Source organism: Rhizobium album (assembly GCF_003122325.1).
Lineage (GTDB): Bacteria > Pseudomonadota > Alphaproteobacteria > Rhizobiales > Rhizobiaceae > Metarhizobium > Metarhizobium album.
The window spans coordinates 772,878-796,541 of record NZ_QFBC01000002.1 but is presented as its reverse complement, the minus strand read 5'-3'; the positions used below and the strand labels follow the sequence as shown (position 1 = coordinate 796,541).

The following is a 23,664-nucleotide window of genomic DNA, read 5'->3' as shown; positions in this document are numbered from 1 at the left end:
GAGGGCCAAGTCACTGTCCATGGGCTTCAAACTGTAAAAGATACAGGGAAAAATGAATGTGAACAGTCAAGTTTTCCGCCATGGAGATGGGGTTCAGTCGATCTTGGCGCAGGCGGATTTGTCCGCAAGTACATCCTCGCATTTGGACGAACGGCGGAAGTCGTCGTAATACAGCGTCCAATTGGTGGTGTCGGCGGCCCGGTAAGGGCCGAACTTGAAATACTGGTTTTCGCCGAGCCCGCGATCGCCGTGGCCGATATGACCCTTGATCGACACGATCCACGTGTCGTTTGCAAAGATCTCTATATGACCGGTGCCGTCAGGCCCGGGCTTGGTCATGATCGCGAAATCGATCCAGCCGGAATCCGGTTTCGGCAGAAAGTTGCCGCGGTCGATGACCTGGAGCTTGTCGCTGCAGGAATTGAAGATGCCTGCATCCGCGGCCGTATAGGTTTCGTCGCCGACGATGAAAGCGCGGATCTGGTTCGTTTCCGGACGCAGCCAGACCGGCACCTGTCCCGACGGGCAGTTGGCGGCCTGTCCCTTCGGGCCGGTGGACGTGCCGTCGAAATAGTTGGTTTCGACGGTGGCGAAAAGCTTGCCATTGTTCATGCGCAGGGCAAGGAAGGGGCTGAAGTCGCCTTCCGCATCCGGGCCGATCTCCCGCTTCCATTGGGCGATCAGGTAGCGGTGGTCGTCCGACGGGATCGGATCGGCAAACTTGACGGCAAAACCGTACCAGACGGCCGCGTCGTAAGGCACGCGCAACGCGGTCTTTTCCCAGATCTCCGCCCGCTCGCTGCAACCTTCGCTCTCGGCGGCGCAATGCGGCTTGACGCTCAGTTGCAGGGCGCCGGCGCCGGTGCGCTTGACGGCATTCTGGAAGACCACCGTTCCGGCGCTCTGCTCGCTGTTTTCGCGGTAATACAGGCCGCCTTCGGGCGAAAAATCGCTGCCGTCGAAGCCGTCCGCCAGTTTCTGCTGGAGGGGATCCGCCAGGGCCGCCCCGCTGGTCAAGAGTGCGAAAGCGAGAAGCAGGGCACGACCCGGTTGTGCGATCATTGAAGCAGCGTCTCCAGCATGTCGTTGGTTTTCTGTTTGCGGCTGTTGCGATACAGCAGCATGACGCGCTCGGCTTCCGACTGCAAGTCGAGGCTGTCCTTTTCTATCGCCTCTGCGGGGTCTACTTTCAGGTTGCCTTCGCCGGGCAGCAGCACGGTGACCTTCTGCCTGAGGCCGCGCAGCCGCTCCTGGCCGAGCGTCACCCAGTCGCCGCCGCAATAGGTGGCGAAAGCCTGGCTGGCGATGACCGGCTGGCTGAATTTCTTGGTCAGGCCCTGCAGGCGCTCGACCTCGTTCACGGCGCCGCCGAAGGCGGAGAAGGTCAGGCGGTCCCGGAGGCCGACATTGCCGAACATGACGTTGCCGATATGCAGCCCGACGCCGTAGCGGATTTCGCCGACGCCGGCCTTCTTGCGCTCGATGTTCAGTTCCTGCATGCGCAGCGAGGCCTGGCGGACGGCGGCCATCGCGGCACGCGTCGCCTTCTGCGACGGCTCGCGGTGGCGACCGCACGGATAGACCGCCAGGAAACCGTCGCCGATGAAGCTGAGGATTTCGCCGCCGTTGCGGTTGAACGGCGTGGCGATGGCATCGAAGAACTGGTTGAGCGTGTCGATGTAGACCTGCCGGCCTTCGCGCTCGGCAAGCAGGGTCGACTGGCGCATGTCGGCCATCACCAGGGCGGCGCGGATGGTTTCGCCGTCGCCGCGGCGGATCTGGCCGGAGAGCACGCGCTTGCCGGCATTGCCGCCGAGATAGGTGGTCAGCATGTTGTCGGCAAGCTTGCCGAGCACCGCCATCTTGGCCGCCACGGCGAGGCTGTTCTGGATCTTCAGCAGCGCCTCGATGACGTCGTCGTTGAAGCCGCCGGGAATATCGGTGGTCCAGGAGCCCAGCATGCCCTGGCCGGTGCCGTCGCCGAAGGATTGCACGAAGGCGAGATAATCGGTGGCGCCGAGCTGCTTGAGGTCGTCGAAAACCGGAAATTCCGAAGGGGTCGCCTCATCGATGCGGCGGCGCAGATATTCGAGATTGTTGCTCAGCAGGTAAAAATAGGGGCTGCGCAGGATCCGGTCGGAATCCGGGCCTTCGAGAACCTTGCGGAAACCTTCGACCGTCACGCCCTTGCCGCGCTGCCATGTGAAGCCCAGCGCGTCGTAGAGCGGATGCAGCATCGAAAAACTCAGGTGAACGCGCACCAGCGGCAGGCCTGCGGCGGCGAGGCGCTCGCAAAAACCCTTGATCAGCGGCTCGAGATTTTCACCATCCAGCGCCGCCTTCTTCAGCCAGGCGCTGACACGGTCGATCAGGGTGGTGGATACGTTCGCGCGATACATGTTCATCGCATGTCCTTGTCGTGCCGGCGAAAAGCCATTCTGGCCAAAGCGCCGGCGGTAGGAGAAGATCTGTGCGGACTCGATGATCGACCCGGGCTCCCAATATATGCACCGCGCCGCACAAAACCAGATTGCCGAAGCGACAAATTTGCCGGCATTCGATTTCCGGCGGTGCCGTCTGCGCGGGTTCGACATCCTTGACAGCCGGCTTTTTTGCCCCCAACTGGACGGCAATTCCTTCCAAAGGGCAGATATGTTGGATACCGTGACCCGAGCAGACGCTCTCCGAGACGACCTTCTTTCCCGCATCGCGCAACGGTCGGCCACTGTCGGCATCATCGGCCTCGGTTATGTCGGGCTGCCGCTGGCGATGACCATCGCGCGTGCCGGCTTTACCGTCACCGGGTTCGATATCGACCCGTCGAAGATCGTCGCTCTGGATGCCGGCCGCTCCTATATCGAGGCCGTACACGATCATGTCTTGTCGGCGGAAAGTGCTGCCGGCCGGTTCCGGTCGACCACCGATTTTGCCTTCCTCGCCCATTGCGACGTCATCGTCATCTGCGTGCCGACGCCGCTGACGCGGCATCGCGATCCGGATCTCTCCTTCATCGTCAAGACCTCGCGCCAGATTGCCGCCACGCTCAGGGCCGGGCAGCTGGTGGTGCTGGAATCGACGACCTATCCCGGCACGACGGATGATGTCGTCCGGCCGATCCTGCAGGAAACCGGGCTTTTATCCGGCCAGGATTTTTTCCTCGGTTTTTCGCCGGAGCGCGAAGATCCGGGCAACCGCGATTTTTCCACCTCCAGCATTCCCAAGGTGGTGGCCGGTGACGGCGAGGCCGCCTCCGCCGTGATGCATGCCTTCTATGCGGCGGCCGTGACGACGGTCGTGCCGGTGTCTTCCAATGCCACGGCGGAAGCGGTCAAACTCACCGAAAACATCTTTCGTGCCGTCAACATCGCGCTCGTCAACGAATTGAAGGTCGTCTATGAGGCGATGGGCATCGATGTCTGGGAGGTCATCGAGGCGGCCAAGACCAAGCCTTTCGGCTATATGCCGTTTTATCCCGGTCCCGGTCTCGGCGGGCACTGCATCCCGATCGATCCCTTCTATCTCACCTGGAAGTCGCGCGAATACGAACTGCCGACCCGGTTCATCGAGCTTGCCGGGGAAATCAATTCCGCCATGCCGCGCCACGTCGTCGGCCGGCTTGCGGAAGCGCTGGACCGGCGGGCCGGCAAGGCGCTCAGCCGCTCCAAGGTGCTGGTGATCGGGCTCGCCTACAAGAAGAACGTGCCGGATACCCGCGAGAGCCCGTCGCTGAAACTCATCGAACTGATCGAGGAACGTGGCGGCGAGACGGGGTATCACGATCCGCACGTCGCGGAAATCCCGCCGACGCGGGAATATGCCTTCCTGCGCGGGCGCAAGTCGGTCACGCTCAGCGAAGATGCGGTCAAGGGTTTCGATGCGGTGCTGATCGCTACCGATCACGATGACGTCGATTATGCGGCGCTCGCCCGCTGGTCGCCGCTGATCGTCGACACCCGCAACGTTTTTCAAAAGCGCGGCCTAAGCGGCGCCAACATCGTCAAGGCGTAAGGGCTGTCGCAGGCTGGGACTTGCGCTTGAGGGCGCTGGCGGCGGCGGCATAACCGCCGGCGGCGCCGTCGATGAAATGCATGTGGTCGCGCTGCAGCGGGGTCGGCACCAGGCAGGTCATCAAGGCCGATTCCTGCTGGTGCAATCCATAGCGGCAGATGCCGGCCTGGGATGCCGTCTCCAGCCGTTCGGTGATCCGACGAAGCCGGTCGGCATCGACGTCGATCGTCATCTTCAGCCCGTCGTCGAACTTGCGGAAGTCGCTGTTGTCGGCAAGGTCGCGTTTGTAGCGGGCGGCGTCGAAGCGCCCGAGGTTGAGGCCGGTGCGGTAAAGCATCACGATCAACAGGTGCTCCGCCAGGATGCGCAGCCGCCGCTTCCATGTCATGCCGCCCGGTGCGGTCGCCTTGATTTCCGACCGGACACCGGCGCGTGACAGGCCGATCTGCGGTCCGTCCTCCGGAACGGGGTGGCCTTCGCGCTCCTCGCCGGCGGCGAGCGCAATGATATCGGTGACCAGGGCACGAAAGGCCGGACCGTCGTCACGGTCGCCGGGAATGGTGATGATCGAGACGATGAGGCCGTGGCGGGAGCGGATCGGATTCCAGCGGCACGAGAGGCCGCGGAGGTCGGGCCGGGTGCCGGCGGGCGCGGGCGTGATGGCGAAAAGCCCCTCTTTCATGCGGGCTTCCGCCCAACTGGCGCCGCCGCCGGCAAACATGGCGTAGGTCACGTATTCGCTGGCCTGGAAGCGGGCGACCCGCACATCCTGGCCGGCCTGGCGGATATCGGCAACGGGGATGACGGCGGCGCGCATCGTCAGGCCAAGTTCTTCGCCGACCCAGCGTTGCGTGGCGGCCAGCGCCTTGGTGGCGGACGATGTGGCCGAGGGCGGCACCGCCACCATGGCGCCGTCGCCGCCGAAGACGAAAGGCAGGTCATGGCGGTCGAGCGCGTTGAGGATGGCCGAAATCACGGCGGTGCCGGCCACGTTGACATCCTTGTATCGACCCGCGGCGATGGCGCCGGTGGAATCGACGATATCGGCAATCGCCAGCACCCAGCCGGCGGGCAGGGGCGTATAATTGCCGATGTCCGCAACACCTTCGAACTGCGTGAGGATCGGTGCGTCGAACGCGTCTGTCGCCAAGGTCTGGGTCATGGCTCAAGGCTAGCACAATCCGAGTGCCGGAGCGATGGCCAATCAGTCGCGGCCATCCGGCGGAAGCAGGAGGATGTCGGCCTGTTTTTCGATCGAGACGAGGTCGCCGACAGCTATCGGCCGGATGCCGTCCTCATCGAAAAGCATGCAGACGCCGTAAAAGCGCGAGAGCAGCCGGACGAATTCCACTGTTGCCTGCCTGCCGTAGAAGACCGGCGAAAACTCCATGTAGAGCGGCACCTGCCGTGCCATCAGAAACCCCATCGACCGGCAGGCCGCCGGTTCGTAACCTTCGATGTCCATCCAGACGAGGCCGATATCCTCGGCGGCGACATTCGCCATGGCGAGGATTTCATCCACCGGCCGCACCGCCACCGTGATCTGGATGTCGTCGGGGCTCTGGCGCAGGGCGCTACTCTTGCCGTGGTTGTTGCGGTGCTGGAAGAAATCGATCTCCCCGTGCCGCTCGCCGACGGCATATCGCAGCGCGGTGACCTGGGCCTCCAGGCCGTTCTGGGCGATGTTGGCCTGCAACAGGCGATGGTTGCGCGGATCGGGCTCGACGGCGACGATGTGGCGGAAGATGTTCGCCAGGCTGAAATAGACCGTCTGCGTGCCGATATTGGCGCCGAGTTCCAGCATCGCGCGGCCATCGAGGGGAAGGCCACGTTGCCGCAGCACCGCAAGCAGCCGCTCGACATTCGGTCGCTCGAAATGGCCCTTGCGAAAGATCTTGCGGCCGATGTAGTCGCCGGGATCGAAGGTCATGGCATGGTCGCCGCAATCGACCGTCATCGCCGTGACCCGGCCGCCGATGGCGCTGATCAGCAGTTCGCGGCCGAAGCGGGTGTCGAAGAAACGCCGCGCGAGGGCATTCCGGATCTTCTTCAGCCGGCGTCGCAGTCTTCTGGTGGCCGCCGACAGGCGGTTGTCATGCGCACGAGGAGTGTTCATCGCCTGCGCCATAGCATGCCGCCGGCACGGCGTCTTCCCCCGGAGTGGCGCCCGCTGCGGGCAGGTGATGCTGCAATGCACCGTTGCCCGACAAATACGCCGTGGCGATCGGAAGGCTGCGTTTTTTGTGCTGCGGTTCTTCGTCGAGGGTATATGCAGCAGCATCATGTCTCTTAAATCCCGCGGCTATATCTTCGCCCTCGTGGCAATCGTGATCTTTGCGATGCAGGACGGTATTTCGAAGCATCTCGGCGGCGCTTATCCGCCGATCTTCATCACCATGCTGCGCTTCTGGGCATTCGCCGTGTTTGCCGTCGTCCTCGCATCGCGCACCTCTGGCAGCCTCAGGAAAGCGGCGGCGACGAAGCGGCCGTTTCTGCAGGTCTCGCGCGGCATATTGCTTGCGGTGCAGATCGTCATCGCCATCACCTCGTTCGCCGTCGTCGGCCTTGCCTACACGCAGGCGATCTTTGCCTCCGGCCCGCTGATCGTCGCGCTCCTGTCGATGCCGCTGCTCGGCGAAAGGGTCGGCTGGCGGCGCTGGACGGCGATCTGCGCCGGGTTGGTCGGCGTGCTGATCATCCTGGCGCCGCAGGATGGCATTCCGCGCCTGACGGTGCTCATTCCGCTCGTCGCGGCGGTGATTTTTGCCCTTTACGTCATCACCACCCGCATGGCGAGCCGCGACGATCCGGCGATGACCAGCTTTTTCTACACCGGCGTCGGCGGAGCGGCGGTGATGACGCTGATCGGTCCTTTCTTCTGGACATGGATGTCGCCGGGCGACTGGCTGTGGATGCTGCTTTTATGCATGACCGGCATTTCCAGCCATTATTTCCTGATCCGCGCCTACGATATCCTCGATGCGGCGGCGGCCCAGCCGCTGATGTATCTCCAGCTCGTCTTCGCATCGATCATGGGCACGACGGTTTTCGGCGAGACCCTGACGATCAACATGATCGCCGGGTCGATCGTGGTGGTGGCCGCCGGCATCTTCACCGTCTGGCGCGAAAGCGTTGTCGCGCGCCGGGCGGCGGCCAAGGCCGAATAGCCAGGCCGGCCAAGAGTGAGGGAAGCGTCAAGCTTCCGCCGGACGCTCTTCTTTCATTCCACCGAGAATTTTACGCACATCGGCGTGCCGATCTCGATTGCCTTGCCCGTATCCGTCAGCGTCCCCGTTTCCGCGTCGCGGGCGAAGATCGAGATGCGGTCGGCATTCTGGTTGGCGGAGAACACGTGGCGGCCGGAGGGCGTCAGCGCCAGATTGCGCGGCGTCGCCCCGCCGCAGGGGAAAAAGCCGACCGTGCTGAGCGTTCCGGTTTCGCCATCGACGGCGAAGACGGAAATGCTGTCGTGTCCCCGGTTGGAGCCGTAGAGGAAACGCCCGTCCGGCGAGATCTGGATATCGGCGCAATGGTTGGAGGCGCGCGCCTGCGCGGGCACGGCCGGCTGCTCGTCGATCGGCGTCAGCACGCCGGTCTGCGGATCGAGGCCGAAGCTCGCGACCGTCGAATTCAGCTCGTTCATCAGGAACAGCAGGCGGCCGTTCGGATGCAGCGCCACATGGCGCGGGCCGGCGCCGGCGGCGGTGCCGGTCTTGGCGACCTCGGTCAGCGCGCCATCGGCATCCAGCCTGTAGGTCGTCAGCGTGTCGGTGCCGAGATCGGCGACGACGGCGAGATTGCCGGACAGAAGCTGTGTGACGCTGTGGGCGTGGCTGCGTTCCTGGCGGCTTGCGTCCGGGCCGGTGCCGCGCTGGGCGATGCTGCCGATCGGTGGCGTCAGGCCGCCATCGGCACGGATGCCGTAGACCACGACCGATCGGTCCGGTCCGCCTTCGCCCATGCCGTAATTAGCGACCAGCAGTTTCGAGCCGTCGCTGCTGACGGTGTTGTGGGCGGTGATGCTGCCGAGAGACGGCTGCATGTTGATGTAATCGAGCCGTCCGGCTGCGCGATCGAAGCGGAAGGCGGTGACGAGGCCTTCCTTCCAGCCGAAGATTTCGGAGTTGGCATAGACATGCGTGCCGGCCGCATTCACCGACAGGAAGGTCGGATTTTCGATCTCCGGCGCTTCAGCGAGTTTATTTATCGCCAGTGTCTCTTCATCAAAGCTGAAGACGGCAAGACCATTGCCGCGTGCGCCCTGAAAATACGGAGCCTCGCGGTTCAGCGTGCCGACGAAGGCAAGATAAGTCGCGCCCATTTTTCCTCCCGAATCCCGTTGGCCGAATCATGCGGCCCACGGAACCGTTTCTCCCCCGTCGCGCCCCGCCTGACCAGTCACATATTCACGGAGAGGTCTTGCAAATGCAATCCATATGTGAAAATAATCTTCACATAAAAAGATATTGGGAGGAGAGAGACCATGGGAAGCCATCAGGCATCCGTGTGGCAAAGGCGGATTTCAGTTCGCTTTTCAGGTTGCGCTGGAGCGGCGGCATGACCGCGTCCGCGCCGACCGTCGGCGTTTCCTCCACCCATCCGAAGAACATGCCGGCCGAGCATGCCGCCTTGCCGGTGTGGAATGCCGAGAACTGGTTTTACGAGGACTGGCCGGTCGGCCAGAAGATCCGCTCGCTGCGCCGCACCATGGCGGAAGGCGACAGCCACCTGTTCAACACGCTGGTGACCGACATCCATCCCTATGTGCAGGACCAGATGTTTGCGGAAAGCGAAGGTATCTTCGGCCGGCGGCTGATTGCCGGCGCCTTCGTCTTTTCCGCCGGCCTCGGCCTTGTCGCCACCAATTGCATCAATGCGTTTTCCTACGGCTACGACCGGCTGCGCTTCATCAAGCCGGTGTTCATCGGCGACACGGTCTATGCGATCCGCACCAATCTCGACAAGCAGCCGAAGTACCGGGAGATGGGCCTGATCCGGGCCAGCTACGAAGTCTTCAAGGGAGAGGGCGAACTTGTCCTCTACTGCGAGCACCTGCAGACGGTGAAATACAAGAATCCGGCCGATTTCATCGGCAAAACCGAGAAGTAAGAGATTATGACTGCCGAGAATGAATTGCCGCTGTCGGGCCTTGTCGTCGTCGACATGAGCCAGTTCCTGTCCGGGCCCTACTGTTCGCTGCGGCTGATGGACCTGGGTGCCCGCGTCATCAAGATCGAACGCCCCGATGGCGGCGACCTGTCGCGCCGGCTCTATCTGAGCGACACCGAGATCGGTGGCGATTCGACGATCTTCCACGCCATCAACCGCGCCAAGGAAAGCCTGGCGATCGACCTCAAGAACCCCGAGGATCTCAAGGCCCTGAGGACGCTGATCACCAAGGCTGACGTTCTCATCCAGAATTTCCGCCCCGGCGTTATCAAGCGCCTCGGCCTGCATTACGATGCGGTCCGGGAGATCAATCCGAAGATCGTCTATGCCTCGATCAGCGGCTATGGCGAGGACGGCCCCTGGGTCAAGCGTCCGGGCCAGGATCTCCTGGCGCAGTCCCGCTCCGGTGTCATGTGGCTGAACGGCGACGAGAGCCAGGGTCCGGTGCCGTTCGGCCTGGCGATCGGCGACATGCTGGCGGGTGCTGCCGCCTGCCAGGGCATTCTGGCGGCCCTGGTTCGTCGCGGCATCAGCGGCAAGGGCAGCCATGTCGAGACCAGCCTGCTGGAGGCGCTGGTCGACTTCCAGTTCGAAGTGCTGACGACGCACCTGAACGACGGTCGGCGCCTGCCGAAGCGGTCGAACGTCCGTAGCGCCCATGCCTATCTTTCGGCGCCCTACGGTGTCTATCACGCGGCCGACGGTTACCTGGCGATCGCCATGACGCCGATCCCGAAGCTTGCGGCGCTGCTCGGCATGGAGGAGACGCTGGCCGCCTACAGCGATCAGCCGTCCACCTGGTTCACCTCCCGCGACGAGATCAAGGCGCTGATTGCCGGGCACATCGCGACGAAGACCATCGACGAATGGCTGGCGATCCTCGAGCCCGCCGATATCTGGTGCGCCAAGGTCCTGAACTGGAGCGAACTCCTGGAAAGCGAAGGCTTCCAGATCCTCGACATGCTGCAGACGGTTACCCGCGAAGACAATGTCTCGATCCTCACCACCCGTTCGCCGATCCGTGTCGACGGCCAGCGTCCGAAATTCGATCGCGCCGCTCCCCGCATCGGTGAGCAGAGTGCGGCCATTCGCGAGGAGTTCGGCCTGTGAGCAACGTAACGCTGAAAGGCATGACCTGGAGCCATCCGCGCGGTTACGATCCCATGGTCGCCTGCTCGAAACTCTGGCTGGAAAAGACCGGCGTCACCGTGGAGTGGGACAAGCGCTCGCTGCAGGATTTCGAGACCTATCCGGTGGAGGAACTGGCGCGCGCCTATGACATGATCATCATCGATCACCCGCATGTCGGCCAGATCACCAATGAAAAATGCCTGTTGCCGCTGGATGTCGAAGGCCGCGAGGCCGAACGCAAGGCGCTGGCCGATGCCAGCGTCGGCGCGTCCTATCCGAGCTACAACTGGCAGGGCCGGCAGTGGGCGTTCCCCGTCGATGCCGCCACCCAGGTTCAGGCCTTCCGACCGGACCTGGTCGAGGCCGCACCGACGTCGTGGAACGACATGCTGGCGCTTGCCCGCCAAGGCCAGGTGCTGCTGCCGCTGCGTCCGCCGCATACGCTGATGGTCTTTTATACGCTGAGCGGCAATCTCGGCAAAGCCTGCGCCACCGAAGGCCCGGGCGATCTCATCGATCTCGACACCGGTTCGACCATCTTCGAGATGATGCGCGAGATTGCGGCGCTGGTCGATCCGGCCTGCTTCGGCATGGACCCGATCGCCGTATTCGAGACGATGGCGGAGCCGGGGTCGACGATTGCCTGCTCGCCGCTGATCTACGGTTATCTTTCTTATTCGATCGCGGGTTTTCGGCCAAAACTGATCAAGTTCGCCGACATTCCGGTTGCCGGCACGCTGGGGCCTGTCGGTTCTGCGCTCGGCGGCACCGGTCTTGCCGTGTCCGCCTTTACCAAGTCGCCGAAGGAAGCGCTGGACTTCACCTACTGGATCGCCAGCGGCGACGTGCAGAAAGGCCCCTATGCCGCAGCTGGCGGGCAGCCCGGCCATGCCGCGGCCTGGGAAGACGACACCGTCAACGCCGCCACAAGCGATTTCTACCGCGGCACGCGGGCGACGCTGGAAGCCGCCTGGGTACGGCCGCGCCATGACGGCTACATGGACTTCCAGCAGGCGGCATCGGACCGCATCAATGCCGGCCTTCTCGGCAAGGAGAAGGCCGGGACCGTGGTGAAGGACCTGAACCGGCTGTTCGGTGAAAGTTTCAAGGCAAAGTAATCCCGGCGGAGGGCCGGACACAGTGGAGGAGAAAAACATGAGGACGATGATGCGCGGCTTGCTGGCCGCGACAGCCATCCTGTCGATGGCCACGTTTGCGCAGGCGCAGGATGTAAGCGGGGTCATCCAGGGTCTCCCGGATCTCCTGAAGGCGCAATATGACGGCGCGCCGCAGAAGGTGCTGCCGTCCGCCTGGGACAGCTACACGCCGCCGGCCAAGCCCTGGAAGTGGTGCCATTCTGAGTCCTACCAGGGCAATCCGTGGCGCGTGACGGTGACCACGGAACTCAAGCGCCTGGTCGATGGCCTGATCGCCGACGGCACGGTGGCAAGCTTCGAAGTCTCCGACTCCAATAACGATGCCAGCCAGCAGATCAACCAGATCCGCGCCTTCATCGACAAGGGCTGCTCGATCATCACCTCGATCCCGGGGTCCGCGACGGCGCTGGATGACGCCATAGATGCTGCAGCCAAGGCCGGTATTCCGTTCATCACGGCGGCCGGTTCGGTCACCAGCCCGAACGCCATCAACGTCGATTCCAACTATGCCCGCTGGGGCTACGACATGATGGCGGCGATCGGCAAGGAACTGCCCGACGGCGGCAACGTGCTGCTCGTCGAGGGCATTGCCGGCCATCCGATCGTCGTGCAGGAGCGCGAGGGCGGCGACAAGGCGCTGGCGGAAAACGCCAAGCTCAAGGTCTCCCGCAGCGTCAACGGCAATTGGACGGCCAACGTCACCAAGACGGTCGTGCTGCAGGCGATCGCCACCAATCCGGCGCAGATCGATGCCGTCTGGACGACCGGCAGCGAAAGCCGCGTCGTTGCCGAAGCCTTTGCGGAAGCCGGTCGCCCGGCGCCGCTGATCACCGGTTCGCTGACCGGGGACGCGCTCGGCTACTGGAAGGCCAACCCGGACAAGTACCGCTTCGAAGGCCATGCGCTCTTGCCGCACTGGACCGCCCAGACGCTGTTCCGCGTCGGCGCCCGCATGCTCGACGGCCAGAAGCCGAAGCTGAACACGCTGATGATCCCGATCCCGGCCGTGCACAATGCCGATCTCGGCAACTGGTACAAGGACTGCATGACGCCGGACGCCGTTTCGGTCTTCCCGGTTCCGCCGCAGGATCCGATGCCGGAAGAACTGATGGACGCCTATTTCGACGGCGCCAAGCCGACGATCGGCTGGGATTATTCCAAGACGCCGGACGCCTGCGCCAAGTAAGCTGACGATGGCCCCTTCTCCCCGAGGGGAGAAGGGGTAGCGGCGACACCTGGAAGACAACGTGAGGATCTTCCGCGAAAGCGGCCGCCTCCGGACTGGAATTGCGATGCTTGAAATCAAAGACCTGTCGAAGCGCTACGGCGAGACGGTGGCCCTTTCCGGGGCCACGATCGCGTTTCGCGCCGGCACCGTTCATACGATCCTTGGAGAAAACGGCTCCGGCAAGAGCACGCTGGTGAAGCTGCTCTCCGGCATCGTCCAGCCGGATGGTGGAACCGTCACGCTCGACGGGCGCGGCTTTTCCGGCCGTGGTCCGTCCGATTTCCAGGCGGCCGGTTTTGCCACCGTATTCCAGGAGGTGCTGATCGCGCCGGACCGCACGGTCACCGACAATATTCTCCTTGGCCTCGACGGCCTTGTCCATCGCAAGGTGCCGCGTGAAAAACGGCGGGAAACGGCGGCTGCGGCGCTGTCCCGGTTCGCCGTGACCGAGGTGCCGCTCGATGCGCCGGCGGGCCAGGTGCCGCTTGCCGCGCAGCAATTGATCGTGCTGGCCCGGGCCGTCGTCCGGCGCCCGCGCATCCTGATCCTCGACGAGGTGACCGCCGCGCTCGATTATGCCGACCGCGAATCCGTTTTCAGGCTGATGCGGCAACTGGCGGCGGAGGGATCGCTGCTGTTGTTCATCACCCACCGCATGGATGAGGTCATGAGCCTTTCCGACCGCATCTCGATCCTGCGCGGCGGCAAGGTGGTGCGCAGCGAGGACAAGGGTGTCTCGACGCCTGCCGAACTGCTCAAGGCCATGGCGCCGCAGACTGCCGAGGAGCTTTCCCATGCCTGACGATGCATTGACGCTCGATGTCCGCAATCTTTCGCTTCGCAAGGGCGCTTCCGCCTTTTCCCAGGCCATCCGGCCGGGAGAGATCGTCGGGCTTGCCGGGCTCGACGGTCATGGCCAGGAGCGGTTCCTCGAAGTGCTGTCCGGGCTCAAGGAGCCGGTTGCCGGCGATGTCGTGCTCGACCGGGCCGGCCGGCGGACGACGGTCACCTCATTTCGCACGGCGGTTGCCAATGGCATTGCCTATCTGCCGCGCGACCGGCGGGCCACCGGCATTTTCCCGACGCAATCCGTGCTCGACAATTTCGCCATTTCGACGGTGGAGCGCGATGCGCGTTTCGGCCTGATCAACACGCAAAGCCGCAGGCAGCGTTACGACGTCTACCGGCAGCGGCTGTCGATCGTCGCCCCGCGGCCGGATGCAGCGATCACCACGCTGTCCGGCGGCAACCAGCAGAAAGTGCTTTTGGCGCGCGCCCTGGCTTTGGAGCCGGGAGTGCTGCTGCTCAACGATCCGACGCGCGGCGTCGATGTCGCGACGCGGCATGTTCTTTACGATGTGTTTCGCGATCTGGCCCGGGACGGCATGGCGCTGGTCATCCTCTCCAGCGAGATCGAGGAGATCCTGCTGCTGTGCGGCCGGGTTCTGGTGTTCCGCGATGACGAGATCGCGGCGGAAATGACGGGTGAGGCGATGACGACCGAGAGTGTGATCGCGGCAATGTTCGGGCGGGCGGCATGAGTACGGACGGTTATTCTTCCAGGTCGGCGGCGCTCTGGCGCAGCATGGGTTTTGCCGCACTGCTGCTGGTGGTGTTGCTGGCGGTCAATCTGGTTCTCAATCCGGCGCGTTTCCATCCGGCGGCCTGGGGAGCGCTGATCGGGCTTGCGGCGCCGCTGATCGGGGCAGCACTCGCGTCTGCCCCCGTCATTCTCGGCGGTCGTGGCGGCATCGACATTTCCGTCGGGCCGACCATGGGCTTCGTCAATGCCATCGTCATCCAGGCGCTGTTCCTCAAGGCGGGGATGTCCTCGCCCTTCGTGCTCATTCCGGCGGCGCTGCTGACGGGGGCTGCGATCGGGGCGATCAACGGCTTTCTCACGACCATCGTTCGCATCCAGCCGATTGTCGCGACGCTCGGCACCTATCTGGTTTTGACCGGCGTGACGCTGACGATCCTGCCGGCACCGATCGGCCCGGCGCCGGCCTGGCTGAAATCCATGTCGGGACCGCTGTCGATCCTGCCGCTGGCGGCGATCTTCCTCGCCTGGTGGGGCATCCGGCGCCTGCCCTATTACGACCAGTTGATGGCGATCGGCAGCGATGACCGTGCCGCCTATACGGCCGGCGTGCCGGTGACCGAGGTGCGCTTCATCGCTTATGTCATCACCGGCACCTTTGCCGGCGTTGCCGGCCTGATGCTGACGGCGCTGATCGGGTCGGCCGATCCGAACATCGGCGCGACCTATACACTGATCGCCGTTGCCGCCGTTGCGCTCGGCGGTGTCAGCCTTGCCGGCGGGCGGGGAGGGCTGCTTGGTGCTGCGATCGGCGCGATCGATATCTTCCTGCTGCAGAGCGTGCTGACCTCCTTCAACGTCTCCACCTATGTATTGCAGATCGCCTATGGCGCCATCCTCGTCGCCGCCGTCATCCTGACGGCGGTGCAGGAACGGGCTGCCAAGAGGGAGCGGGCATGATGGCCAAACTCAAGACATTCCTCGCCAGCACCAACGGCCGTGTCTTCGGCGCCTTCGTCATTGCGGCACTGCTGCACCTGATCGGCACACTCGCCATTCCCGGCTATTCGTCGCCCTTCGCAATCCGCGCCATGCTGGTGATCGCCGCGCTGCTGGCGGTTGCCTCCATCGGCCAGACGCTGGTGGTCATCCTCGGCGGCATCGACCTCTCCATTCCCTTCGTCATCGGCTTTGCCAATGTCGTGGCGGCGCAGCTTTATGGCGACGGCTGGAATTTTGTGCTTGTCTGCCTGCTGGTTTCGGTGATGGCAGCGCTGATCGGCGCCTTCAATGGCTATGTGTCGAGGAAACTTGATATCCATCCGCTGATCGTCACGCTCGGGGCCGGCATGGTCGTGCAGGGCTGCGTGCTTTTGTGGACCAAGGGTTTCCCTTCCGGTTCGGCGCCGTCGGCGGTTTCCGCCTTCGTTTCCATCGGCGGCTCGGCCGGGCCGCTTCCCGTGCCATGGCTGGTGCCGAGCGTTGTCGTGCTCGCGGCCTTGATCATCCTGATGATGGCGCGCTCACCCTATGGCCGCCGGCTCTATGCGCTCGGCAGCAATCCCGGCGCGGCGCCGCTGGCGCTGATCGATCCCGTCAGGATGTGGGTGATCACCTTTGCGCTCAGCGCCTTCTTTGCCGCCGTTGCCGGCGTGCTGCTGCTCGGCTTTACCGGCTCTGCTTATGGCGATGTCGGTCAGCCTTACCTGTTCCAGACGATTGCCGCCGTTGTCGTCGGCGGCGCGGCGCTGGTCGGCGGGCGGGGCAGCTATCTCGGCACCATCGCCGGCGTGCTGGTGCTGACGGAGATCAATACGCTGCTGATCGGCCTCGGCTTCCAGCCGGCCATGGTGCAGGCGGCGCTCGGCCTGATCATCATCCTGCTCGTGTCGCTTTATGGCCGCGAGCGGCACGTCAGCGCGACGATCTGAGGCCGGCGGCTCCTCGTCGCCGGGAGCCGCGCCATCTCGCCAGAAAATCAGGCGAGCGACCAGATCCGTCTGGCGTTCCCCGAGAGCAGCTTCGTGCGCTCCTCTTCGTTGGCGCCGGCGATCAGCGCATGTGTCGTCGCCACCCATGTGGAGAGCCCGCCGCCCAGCGTGCAGACCGGCCAGTCGCTGCCCCAGACGACCCGGTCCCAGCCGAAGGCGCCAATGGTGTGCTCCACATAGGGACGCAATGTTTCAGCCACCCAGCTCTCGGAATCCGCATAAGCGACCACGCCGGAGATTTTTGCCGTGACGTTCGGACGCCGGGCAATCTCCGTGATGTTTTCCCGCCAGGGATGCCGGGCATCGGCGCGAATGTCCGGCACGCCGCAATGATCGAGGATGAACTGCACGTCCGGCGCCAGATCGGCGAGGGCGGCGGCCAGCGGCAGCTGCCGCGGCAGAACGCAGAGATCGAACGTCAGCCCAGTACCGGACAGCCGCTGCAGGTTTTCGCGAAAGAGTGACTGCTGGGACAGTTCGTCCGGCATGACATGCAGCACGCGGCGAAAACCCTTGATGAAGGGATTGGCTTGTTGGCGCTCGAGGAAGGCAGCAAACCCGTCCTCCTCCGGCCGGCAGGCGGAAATGGCGCCCCGGATCAGGCTGCCATCTTCCGCGGCGATCCGCCGGACATACGCCGTCTCCGCTTCCTGCTCCGCCGGATCGACATCGACCTCCATATGCAGGGTGGTCGAGATGCCGACACGTTTGGCCTCCGTCTCGTAGGTCCGGTAGAGAAAATCGCGATCGAGCGGCGGCACGGAGGACAGCCACGGATAGGCGAGGGCCGCCTTGTCGATGATGTGCAGATGCGTGTCGATGATCATGGCGGCTCCTCCCAGCGTTCCCGGTCATTATCCCACATGGAAATGATTTATTCAAATAAGAGTTTCTTCAGCAAAGGTGTCATTTTCCAGCGATGTGCCGCTTGAAAATGCAGGCCTTTTCCACTTGCACCCAAATATGAAGTTCACTTTTCAGCGGGTGTCGGCACGTCCGAACCGGCCAGCAGCGATAGCTGCGATGCGGTTTCCTGCAACAGGGAAATGGTGCGGCTGATATCCGGTGCGGCCGGCGCATTGACGAGGGTGATATAGGGCACGGTCAATGCCGCGATCCCCCGTCCGTCCGGGCCGAGAATAGGAGCGGAAAGGTTGTAGACGCCGGCCGTCTGGGCGCTGGCCATCATCTCATAGCCACGTTCGCGGATCTGGTCGAGGCGGGCGTAGAATTCCGGCGTCAGTTTTACCTCTTCACGGCTGCGCACATGTTCGGAGATCATCATTTCACGCTCTTCCAGGGAGCGGAATGCCAGGAGGACATGACCGGAACCGGTGTCGAAAAGGCTGATATGCGAGCCGACGCGAATGGAAATGCCCCAATAATCCGGCGCTTCCTGCTGGGCGATGACAACGGCGGAGCCGCGGTCGAAGACGGCGAGCTGGTTGGCCTGCTTCGATTTCTGCGCCAGGTCGCGCATCAGCGGCGTGGCGTAGGATGCGAGGCGCCGCACCGGGGCATGCAACTGCGCCAGGCCGAACAGCTTCAGCGTCAGTGAATAGCGGTCGCCGTCGATGCGGGTGACGTAGCCGCGCCGCACCAGCCGGTCGAGCATGCGGTAGAACTCGTTGGGGCTGCGGCTGAGGCGCTTGGAGATTTCGGCCTGCGTCAGGCCGCCATCGACGCCAGCAAGAAGTTCCAGGATGTCGAGGCCCTTGTCCAGCGCGGGTGCGCGGTAGCGGTCGTCATCGGTCTCCATGTCTGGCTCCTCCTCTTATGTGAATAATCATCTCCATATACGCATAATTTCCCGCCGGGAAGCGAAAGTTCAGGCTTGACGCAAACGGTATTTCTTGTTTTGTATATAAATGAAGTTCTCACAAATGAGAATATGGGAGCTGACCCGTGCAATCACGCACGGTGGGATGAGGAGGAGCCAGATGAAGAAGTTGCTATCCGGCGTTGCTGCCGGCGCTGTTCTGTTGGCCTGCGGTATGCAAGCGGCCGTTGCCGCGGATCTGCCCGGGAAATTCGACGGCGTCACGATCGACGCCAAGCTGATCGGTGGTCAGCAGTACGAGCCGCTTTACGCGCGCATCGCCGAGTGGGAAAAAGCCACGGGCGCCAAGGTCAACGTCCTCTCGAAGAAGAACCACTTCGAGCTGGACAAGGAAATCAAGTCGGACATCGCTTCGGGCACGATCAGCTGGTGCGTCGGCTCCAACCATTCGTCCTTCGCGCCGCAGTATCCGGATCTCTACGCGGACCTGAACGGCCTGCTGCCGGCTGAGGTCATCGGCGAGTTCGTCGAAGCCAACATCAAGTCGTCGACGATCGACGGCAAGCTCGTCATGCTGCCGCGCGCGCAGTTCGACGTTTCGGCTCTCTATTACCAGAAGAGCCTCTATGCCGACGAAGCCAAAAAGACGGCATTCAAGGCCAAGTACGGCTACGACCTGACGCCGCCGGATACGTGGAAGCAGGTTTCCGACCAGGCCGAGTTCTTCTCCGATCCGCCGAACTTCTACGGCACGCAGTTTGCCGGCAAGGAAGAGGCGATCAATGGCCGCTTCTACGAAATGCTGCTCGCTGAAGGCGGCGAATATCTCGATGCCGACGGCAAGCCGGCCTTCAATTCCGAAGCGGGCGTGCGCGCGCTCGATTGGTTCGTGAACCTCTACAAGGCCAAGGCCGTCCCGGCCGGCACGACCAACTACCTCTGGGATGAGCTCGGCGCAGGCTTTGCTTCCGGCACCATCGCCGTCAACCTCGACTGGCCTGGCTGGGCGACCTATTTCAACGACCCGAAGTCGTCCAAGGTTGCCGGCAATGTCGGCGTGAAGGTTGCCCCGGCCGGTTCTTCCGGCAAGCGCACCGGCTGGTCCGGCCACCACGGCTTCTCGGTCACCGAGAACTGCGCCAACAAGGAAGCTGCCGCGTCGCTCGTCTGGTTCCTGACCAACGACGACTCGCAGAAGATCGAAGCTGCCAACGGCACGCTGCCGACCCGCAAGGCTGTCTGGGATTGGGACCTGCAGCAGGCAGAATCCGATCCTTACAAGAAGGAAGCCCTGACGGCCTTCCAGGAAACGGCAAAGGGTGCCTTCGCCGTGCCGCAGACGCCGTCGTGGATCGAGATCTCCAACGTCGTCTATCCCGAGCTCCAGGCCGCCATCCTCGGCGACAAGACCTCGAAGGAAGCGCTGGACGCTGCCGCCGAAAAGGCGCTGCAGGTCCTGCAGGACGCCGGCGAACTCTAAATCGCTGCTTTCCATGGATGCCCGCGGCCTTGTCGGCCGCGGGTTTCTGCCGATGAACAGGAACGAGCATTCCCGTCGCGGCCATGCTTGAGATATGGCTGTGCACCCCTGGTCGCTCCGGCACGAGCCGCGGCGCAGGGTCTGATCGCCATCAGAACACGTCGGGATGGGTGTCAAACATGTTTCGAAAAATATCTCCACCGGTCCTGCTGCTGCTTCCGGCCATCATCGTGCTGGTGGCAGTCGTGCTTTTCCCGTTGCTTCTGTCGCTCTATTCCAGTTTCACGCCGTTCCGGCTGACGAAGCCCGCGTCGCTGTTCGTCTGGGCCGGCTTCCGCAATTATCAGCGGATACTGACGGATTGGGTCTTCTGGGCGGCCTTCCTGCGCACCGTCGTGCTTCTGACCATTGCGCTGAACCTCGAAATGCTGTTCGGCCTCGGCCTTGCCATGCTGGTCAACAAGGCCACCTATGGCAAGCGGGCGCTGCGCACGGCGATGATGTTCCCGATGATGTTCTCGCCGGTGCTGGTCGGTTTCCAGTTCAAGTTCATGTTCAACGATAATGTCGGCCTGATCAACAATGCGCTGCAATCGCTCGGCCTCACCGATCAGGCGATCCCGTGGCTGATCGACGGCAACCTGGCGCTGTTTGCCATTTCGGTCGCAGAAATCTGGTCGTCGACCTCGGTTTTCGCCATCCTCATCCTCGCCGGCCTGCTCGCCATGCCGCAGGAGCCGGTCGAGGCCGCCCGCGTCGACGGCTGCACGCCGTGGCAGACCTTCCGGTACGTCACCTGGCCGTTCCTGATGCCCTTCGCCTATATCGCCATGACCATCCGCTCGCTCGACATCGCGCGCGCCTACGACATCGTCAAGATCATGACGGACGGCGGCCCGGCGCGGCGTACCGAGCTGATTTGGACGCTGGTCGGCCGCACCGCCTATGCCGATGCGCAGATGGGTCTCGCCACCGCCATGGCCTATATCTCGATCATCCTGTCGATCGTTTTCACCATCTATTTCTTCCGGAAGCTTGCCGCAGCCCGGACCCAGATCGGAGCGGAGTGGTAAGATGGACCGCAATTCCAAACAGCGCCTGAAGCGCCGTATCCTCAATTTCTTTTATCTGGTCGGCCTGTTCCTGGCGATGCTGGTCATCTGCCTTCCCGGCTTCTGGATCGTGCTGAGCTCGTTGCGTCCGACCGTCGAGATCATGGCGAAGCCGCCGGTGTGGATTCCCAACGAAATCACCTTCGAAGCCTATAGCGCCATGTTCAGCGGCGTCGGCAAGGGCGGTATTCCGGTCTGGGATTACTTCCGCAACTCGCTGATCATCTCGGTCACCTCGACGGTGATCGCGCTCGCCATCGGCATGTCCGGCGGTTACGCCTTCGCCCGCTTCCGCTTCAAGGGCAAGTCCGGCGCCTTCCTCGGCCTGATGCTGACCCGGTCGGTGCCCGGCATCGCGCTGTCGCTGCCGCTGTTCATCGTCTATTCGCGCCTCGGCATCATCGATACGCATTTCGGCCTGATCCTCACCTATGTGGCGCTCAACGTGCCCTTCAGCATCTGGCTGATCGACGGTTTCTTTCGTCAGGTGCCGAAGGATCTCGCCGAAGCAGCCCAGATCGACGGCTGCACCCGCTGGCAGGCCTTCTGGCAGGTGGAATTCCCGCTGGCCGGCCCGGGCATCGCATCTGCCGGCATCTTCTCGTTCCTCACCTGCTGGAACGAATATGCGCTCGCCTCGCAGCTGACCCGCTCGATCAATTCGAAGACGCTGCCCGTCGGCCTGCTCGACTACACGGCCGAATTCACCATCGACTGGCGCGGCATGTGCGCCCTTGCGGTGGTGATGATCGCGCCGGCGCTCGCTCTCACTTTTATCATTCAGAAGCACCTCGTCTCCGGTCTGACGTTCGGTGCGGTCAAGGGTTGATCCGTCATGGCTCAGGTTTCTCTCAAAAAACTCGTCAAGCGTTACGGCGCGCTGGAAATCGTCCACGGCATCGACCTCGACATCAAGGACAAGGAATTCATCGCGCTGGTCGGCCCGTCCGGCTGCGGCAAATCGACGACGCTGCGCATGATCGCCGGCCTGGAAGACATTTCCGGCGGCGAGATTTCCATCGGCGATACCGTCGTCAACGACCTGCCGCCGCGCGACCGCAACATCTCGATGGTCTTCCAGTCCTACGCCCTCTATCCGCACATGACCGTGCGTGAAAACATGGGCTTTTCGCTGAAGATCGCCAAGCGCTCGCAGGCGGAGATCGACGAACGCGTCAACGAGGCAGCGAAGATCCTCAGCCTCGAAGCCCTGATGGAGCGTCGCCCGGCGCAGCTCTCCGGCGGCCAGCGCCAGCGTGTCGCCATGGGTCGGGCCATCGTCCGCCAGCCGGATGTCTTCCTGTTCGATGAGCCTCTGTCGAACCTCGACGCCAAACTGCGCACCCAGGTGCGCACCGAAATCAAGCGGCTGCATGCCAAGGTGCAGTCGACGATGATCTACGTCACCCACGACCAGGTGGAGGCGATGACGCTTGCCGACCGCATCGTCATCATGCGCGACGGCTACATCGAGCAGGTGGGCACGCCGGACGAGGTGTTCAAGAAGCCCGCCACGCGTTTCGTTGCCGGCTTCATCGGCTCACCGCCGATGAACATCGAGGAAGCCAAGGTCGAAGCGGGCAAGCTCGTCTTCAAGAATGGCGACAGCCTGCCGCTGCCGGTGCAGTTCAAGGACCGCGTCAAGGACGGCCAGCAGGTCGTCTTCGGCCTGCGTCCCGACGACATCTTCCCGACGGGCCACGGCCTGCATTCCGGCGAGGACGCGGACGTGCATCACAACGAAGTCTCCGTGGTCATCACCGAGCCGCTCGGTAACGAAACGCTGGTGTTTGTCGAATTCGCCGGCCGCGAATGGGTATCGCGCATGCTGAACCCGCGGCTGCTGAAAACCGGTGAACGGCTGCAGATGAGTTTCGACCTGTCGCAGGCACATCTGTTCTCGGCCGAAACCGGCAAATCGCTGGCGCTTTGATTAGGGAGGAACGATCATGGCCCGTATTGAGAAAATCGAATTGCGGATGGTGGACCTGCCGCCGAAGGTGAAGCGCACGGATGCCATCCAGAGCTTCGTCAGCCAGGAAACGCCGATCGTCACCATCACCGATTCCGATGGCGCCGTCGGCATCGGTTATTCCTATACGATCGGCACCGGCGGTTCCTCCGTCATGCGGCTTCTGTCGGATCACCTCGTGCCGCTGTTGATCGGCGAGGATGCCGACCGTATCGAGGCCCTGTGGCACAGACTAGAGTTCGCCACCCACGCTACCACCATCGGCGCGATCACGGCCCTGGCGCTGGCCGCCGTCGATACTGCGCTCTGGGACCTGCGCGCCAAGAAGCAGAAGCTGCCGCTGTGGAAGCTCGCCGGCGGCGCCAAGGACAGCTGCCCGCTTTACACCACCGAAGGCGGCTGGCTGCACATCCCCAAGGAAGCGCTGGTCGAGGATGCGCTACAGGCCAAGGCCAAGGGTTTTTCCGGCTCCAAGGTCAAGATCGGCAAGCCGCACGGTTCCGAGGACTACGATCGTCTTTCGGCGATGCGCAAGGCGCTCGGCGATGGTTTCGAGATCATGACCGACTGCAACCAGGGTTTTTCCGTCGACGAGGCGATCCGCCGCGCCGCGCGCCTGGCCGAGCTTGACCTCGCCTGGATCGAGGAGCCGCTGCCGGCCGACGATCTCGACGGCCATATCCGCCTGACGCGCTCGACGGCAACACCGATCGCCGTCGGCGAATCGATGTATTCGATCCGGCATTTCCGCGAATACATGCAGAAGGGTGCCTGCTCCATCGTGCAGGTCGACGTCGCCCGCATCGGCGGCATCACGCCGTGGCTGAAGGTGGCGCATGCGGCGGAAGCCTTCGACATCCCGGTATGCCCGCATTTCCTGATGGAACTGCATGTCAGCCTGGTCTGCGCCGTGCAGAACGGCAAATATGTCGAATACATCCCGCAACTCGACGACCTGACCACCAGGGGCATGGAAATCCGCGACGGCCGGGCGATTGCGCCCTCCGAGCCGGGGATCGGTATCGCGTGGGACTGGGATGCGGTGAAGGCGCGCAGCATCGCCGAATTCACCCGCGAATTCACCGGCAACTGAGGA

At 63.3% G+C, this 23,664-nt stretch carries 22 protein-coding genes; 15 read left to right on the top strand and 7 right to left on the bottom strand.

The features are described from left to right. Positions 1-93: 93 nt before the first annotated feature. Positions 94-1,062 carry a polysaccharide lyase family 20 protein gene (locus DEM27_RS08000; RefSeq protein WP_109457650.1) on the bottom strand — a complete coding sequence of 323 codons (969 nt, stop codon included), beginning with the start codon at positions 1,060-1,062 and terminating at the stop codon, positions 94-96. Beyond that, on the bottom strand, positions 1,059-2,405 hold the full coding sequence (locus DEM27_RS07995; protein ID WP_109457649.1) for an adenylate/guanylate cyclase domain-containing protein: 1,347 nt from the start codon (positions 2,403-2,405) through the stop codon (positions 1,059-1,061). The genes DEM27_RS08000 and DEM27_RS07995 overlap by 4 nt, the downstream gene beginning before the upstream one ends. Positions 2,406-2,664: 259 nt before the next feature. On the opposite strand from DEM27_RS07995, the gene DEM27_RS07990 reads away from it, so the two are divergent. Continuing rightward, positions 2,665-4,008: a nucleotide sugar dehydrogenase gene (locus DEM27_RS07990; RefSeq protein ID WP_245445714.1), complete on the top strand. Its 1,344-nt coding sequence runs from the start codon at positions 2,665-2,667 to the stop codon at positions 4,006-4,008. Here the strand turns inward: DEM27_RS07990 and DEM27_RS07985 are convergent. After that, positions 3,998-5,170, bottom strand: a complete 1,173-nt coding sequence (locus tag DEM27_RS07985) for a DUF3095 domain-containing protein (RefSeq protein WP_109457648.1) — start codon at positions 5,168-5,170, stop codon at positions 3,998-4,000. The two genes, DEM27_RS07990 and DEM27_RS07985, sit on opposite strands and share 11 nt — an antisense overlap. Positions 5,171-5,212: 42 nt before the next feature. Further along, entirely contained in the window at positions 5,213-6,124 is a 912-nt protein-coding gene (locus tag DEM27_RS07980; protein WP_109457730.1) for an FkbM family methyltransferase, read from the bottom strand. A gap of 166 nt (positions 6,125-6,290) precedes the next feature. Here DEM27_RS07980 and DEM27_RS07975 point away from each other — a divergent pair, with 166 nt between their 5' ends. Beyond that, complete coding sequence (locus DEM27_RS07975) at positions 6,291-7,175, top strand: DMT family transporter (protein ID WP_109457729.1); 885 nt, start codon at positions 6,291-6,293, stop codon at positions 7,173-7,175. A gap of 53 nt (positions 7,176-7,228) precedes the next feature. Here the strand turns inward: DEM27_RS07975 and DEM27_RS07970 are convergent, their stop codons facing one another. After that, complete coding sequence (locus DEM27_RS07970) at positions 7,229-8,329, bottom strand: lactonase family protein (protein ID WP_109457647.1); 1,101 nt, start codon at positions 8,327-8,329, stop codon at positions 7,229-7,231. A 236-nt stretch (positions 8,330-8,565) separates the two neighbouring features. On the opposite strand from DEM27_RS07970, the gene DEM27_RS07965 reads away from it, so the two are divergent. From DEM27_RS07965 to DEM27_RS07930, 8 genes are all read left to right on the top strand, one after another. Then, positions 8,566-9,117 carry a MaoC family dehydratase gene (locus tag DEM27_RS07965; protein WP_109457728.1) on the top strand — a complete coding sequence of 184 codons (552 nt, stop codon included), beginning with the start codon at positions 8,566-8,568 and terminating at the stop codon, positions 9,115-9,117. Between the two features lie 6 nt (positions 9,118-9,123). Next, on the top strand, positions 9,124-10,287 hold the full coding sequence (locus tag DEM27_RS07960) for a CaiB/BaiF CoA transferase family protein (RefSeq protein WP_109457646.1): 1,164 nt from the start codon (positions 9,124-9,126) through the stop codon (positions 10,285-10,287). A gap of 20 nt (positions 10,288-10,307) precedes the next feature. Next, positions 10,308-11,426, top strand: a complete 1,119-nt coding sequence (locus DEM27_RS07955; RefSeq protein ID WP_109457727.1) for an extracellular solute-binding protein — start codon at positions 10,308-10,310, stop codon at positions 11,424-11,426. A 37-nt stretch (positions 11,427-11,463) separates the two neighbouring features. Then, positions 11,464-12,651: an ABC transporter substrate-binding protein gene (locus tag DEM27_RS07950; protein WP_109457645.1), complete on the top strand. Its 1,188-nt coding sequence runs from the start codon at positions 11,464-11,466 to the stop codon at positions 12,649-12,651. 106 nt (positions 12,652-12,757) lie between these two features. Further along, the gene (locus tag DEM27_RS07945) at positions 12,758-13,495 is read left to right on the top strand and encodes an ATP-binding cassette domain-containing protein (protein ID WP_109457726.1); all 738 of its coding nucleotides are present in this window, start codon (positions 12,758-12,760) and stop codon (positions 13,493-13,495) included. After that, positions 13,488-14,234, top strand: coding sequence for an ATP-binding cassette domain-containing protein (locus tag DEM27_RS07940; RefSeq protein WP_109457644.1), 747 nt, complete (start codon positions 13,488-13,490; stop codon positions 14,232-14,234). Before DEM27_RS07945 ends, DEM27_RS07940 begins: the two co-directional genes overlap by 8 nt. Beyond that, a complete protein-coding gene (locus DEM27_RS07935; RefSeq protein WP_109457643.1) occupies positions 14,231-15,193 on the top strand; it encodes an ABC transporter permease in 963 nt (320 codons plus the stop codon). The genes DEM27_RS07940 and DEM27_RS07935 overlap by 4 nt, the downstream gene beginning before the upstream one ends. Beyond that, positions 15,190-16,164 carry an ABC transporter permease gene (locus DEM27_RS07930; protein WP_245445712.1) on the top strand — a complete coding sequence of 325 codons (975 nt, stop codon included), beginning with the start codon at positions 15,190-15,192 and terminating at the stop codon, positions 16,162-16,164. Before DEM27_RS07935 ends, DEM27_RS07930 begins: the two co-directional genes overlap by 4 nt. Before the next feature lie 47 nt (positions 16,165-16,211). On the opposite strand, the gene DEM27_RS07925 is transcribed toward DEM27_RS07930, so the two are convergent. Both DEM27_RS07925 and DEM27_RS07920 read right to left on the bottom strand, forming a co-directional pair. After that, positions 16,212-17,051, bottom strand: coding sequence for an amidohydrolase family protein (locus tag DEM27_RS07925; protein ID WP_109457641.1), 840 nt, complete (start codon positions 17,049-17,051; stop codon positions 16,212-16,214). A gap of 143 nt (positions 17,052-17,194) precedes the next feature. Beyond that, a complete protein-coding gene (locus tag DEM27_RS07920) occupies positions 17,195-17,983 on the bottom strand; it encodes an IclR family transcriptional regulator (protein ID WP_109457640.1) in 789 nt (262 codons plus the stop codon). A 181-nt stretch (positions 17,984-18,164) separates the two neighbouring features. Between DEM27_RS07920 and DEM27_RS07915 the strand changes: the two genes are divergently transcribed. The 5 genes from DEM27_RS07915 (at position 18,165) to DEM27_RS07895 (ending at position 23,661) form a co-directional block, all read left to right on the top strand. Continuing rightward, a complete protein-coding gene (locus DEM27_RS07915) occupies positions 18,165-19,484 on the top strand; it encodes an ABC transporter substrate-binding protein (protein WP_109457639.1) in 1,320 nt (439 codons plus the stop codon). Positions 19,485-19,663: 179 nt separating this feature from the next. Next, complete coding sequence (locus tag DEM27_RS07910) at positions 19,664-20,557, top strand: carbohydrate ABC transporter permease (protein ID WP_109457638.1); 894 nt, start codon at positions 19,664-19,666, stop codon at positions 20,555-20,557. Between the two features lies 1 nt (position 20,558). Further along, positions 20,559-21,425: a carbohydrate ABC transporter permease gene (locus tag DEM27_RS07905; protein ID WP_109457637.1), complete on the top strand. Its 867-nt coding sequence runs from the start codon at positions 20,559-20,561 to the stop codon at positions 21,423-21,425. Positions 21,426-21,431: 6 nt separating this feature from the next. Beyond that, the gene (locus DEM27_RS07900; RefSeq protein ID WP_109457636.1) at positions 21,432-22,529 is read left to right on the top strand and encodes an ABC transporter ATP-binding protein; all 1,098 of its coding nucleotides are present in this window, start codon (positions 21,432-21,434) and stop codon (positions 22,527-22,529) included. A gap of 16 nt (positions 22,530-22,545) precedes the next feature. Further along, complete coding sequence (locus tag DEM27_RS07895) at positions 22,546-23,661, top strand: mandelate racemase/muconate lactonizing enzyme family protein (protein ID WP_109457635.1); 1,116 nt, start codon at positions 22,546-22,548, stop codon at positions 23,659-23,661. Positions 23,662-23,664 lie beyond the last annotated feature (3 nt).

Coding starts and splice junctions, on each gene's coding strand:
- DEM27_RS07995 (WP_109457649.1), bottom strand. CDS start 2,405: ATGAACATGTATCGCGCGAACGTATCCACCACCCTGATCGACCGTGTC.
- DEM27_RS07910 (WP_109457638.1), top strand. CDS start 19,664: ATGTTTCGAAAAATATCTCCACCGGTCCTGCTGCTGCTTCCGGCCATC.
- DEM27_RS07985 (WP_109457648.1), bottom strand. CDS start 5,170: ATGACCCAGACCTTGGCGACAGACGCGTTCGACGCACCGATCCTCACG.
- DEM27_RS07895 (WP_109457635.1), top strand. CDS start 22,546: ATGGCCCGTATTGAGAAAATCGAATTGCGGATGGTGGACCTGCCGCCG.
- DEM27_RS08000 (WP_109457650.1), bottom strand. CDS start 1,062: ATGATCGCACAACCGGGTCGTGCCCTGCTTCTCGCTTTCGCACTCTTG.
- DEM27_RS07945 (WP_109457726.1), top strand. CDS start 12,758: ATGCTTGAAATCAAAGACCTGTCGAAGCGCTACGGCGAGACGGTGGCC.
- DEM27_RS07900 (WP_109457636.1), top strand. CDS start 21,432: ATGGCTCAGGTTTCTCTCAAAAAACTCGTCAAGCGTTACGGCGCGCTG.
- DEM27_RS07935 (WP_109457643.1), top strand. CDS start 14,231: ATGAGTACGGACGGTTATTCTTCCAGGTCGGCGGCGCTCTGGCGCAGC.
- DEM27_RS07965 (WP_109457728.1), top strand. CDS start 8,566: ATGACCGCGTCCGCGCCGACCGTCGGCGTTTCCTCCACCCATCCGAAG.
- DEM27_RS07980 (WP_109457730.1), bottom strand. CDS start 6,124: ATGAACACTCCTCGTGCGCATGACAACCGCCTGTCGGCGGCCACCAGA.
- DEM27_RS07925 (WP_109457641.1), bottom strand. CDS start 17,051: ATGATCATCGACACGCATCTGCACATCATCGACAAGGCGGCCCTCGCC.
- DEM27_RS07950 (WP_109457645.1), top strand. CDS start 11,464: ATGAGGACGATGATGCGCGGCTTGCTGGCCGCGACAGCCATCCTGTCG.
- DEM27_RS07970 (WP_109457647.1), bottom strand. CDS start 8,329: ATGGGCGCGACTTATCTTGCCTTCGTCGGCACGCTGAACCGCGAGGCT.
- DEM27_RS07915 (WP_109457639.1), top strand. CDS start 18,165: ATGAAGAAGTTGCTATCCGGCGTTGCTGCCGGCGCTGTTCTGTTGGCC.
- DEM27_RS07920 (WP_109457640.1), bottom strand. CDS start 17,983: ATGGAGACCGATGACGACCGCTACCGCGCACCCGCGCTGGACAAGGGC.
- DEM27_RS07940 (WP_109457644.1), top strand. CDS start 13,488: ATGCCTGACGATGCATTGACGCTCGATGTCCGCAATCTTTCGCTTCGC.
- DEM27_RS07960 (WP_109457646.1), top strand. CDS start 9,124: ATGACTGCCGAGAATGAATTGCCGCTGTCGGGCCTTGTCGTCGTCGAC.
- DEM27_RS07975 (WP_109457729.1), top strand. CDS start 6,291: ATGTCTCTTAAATCCCGCGGCTATATCTTCGCCCTCGTGGCAATCGTG.
- DEM27_RS07955 (WP_109457727.1), top strand. CDS start 10,308: ATGACCTGGAGCCATCCGCGCGGTTACGATCCCATGGTCGCCTGCTCG.
- DEM27_RS07930 (WP_245445712.1), top strand. CDS start 15,190: ATGATGGCCAAACTCAAGACATTCCTCGCCAGCACCAACGGCCGTGTC.
- DEM27_RS07905 (WP_109457637.1), top strand. CDS start 20,559: ATGGACCGCAATTCCAAACAGCGCCTGAAGCGCCGTATCCTCAATTTC.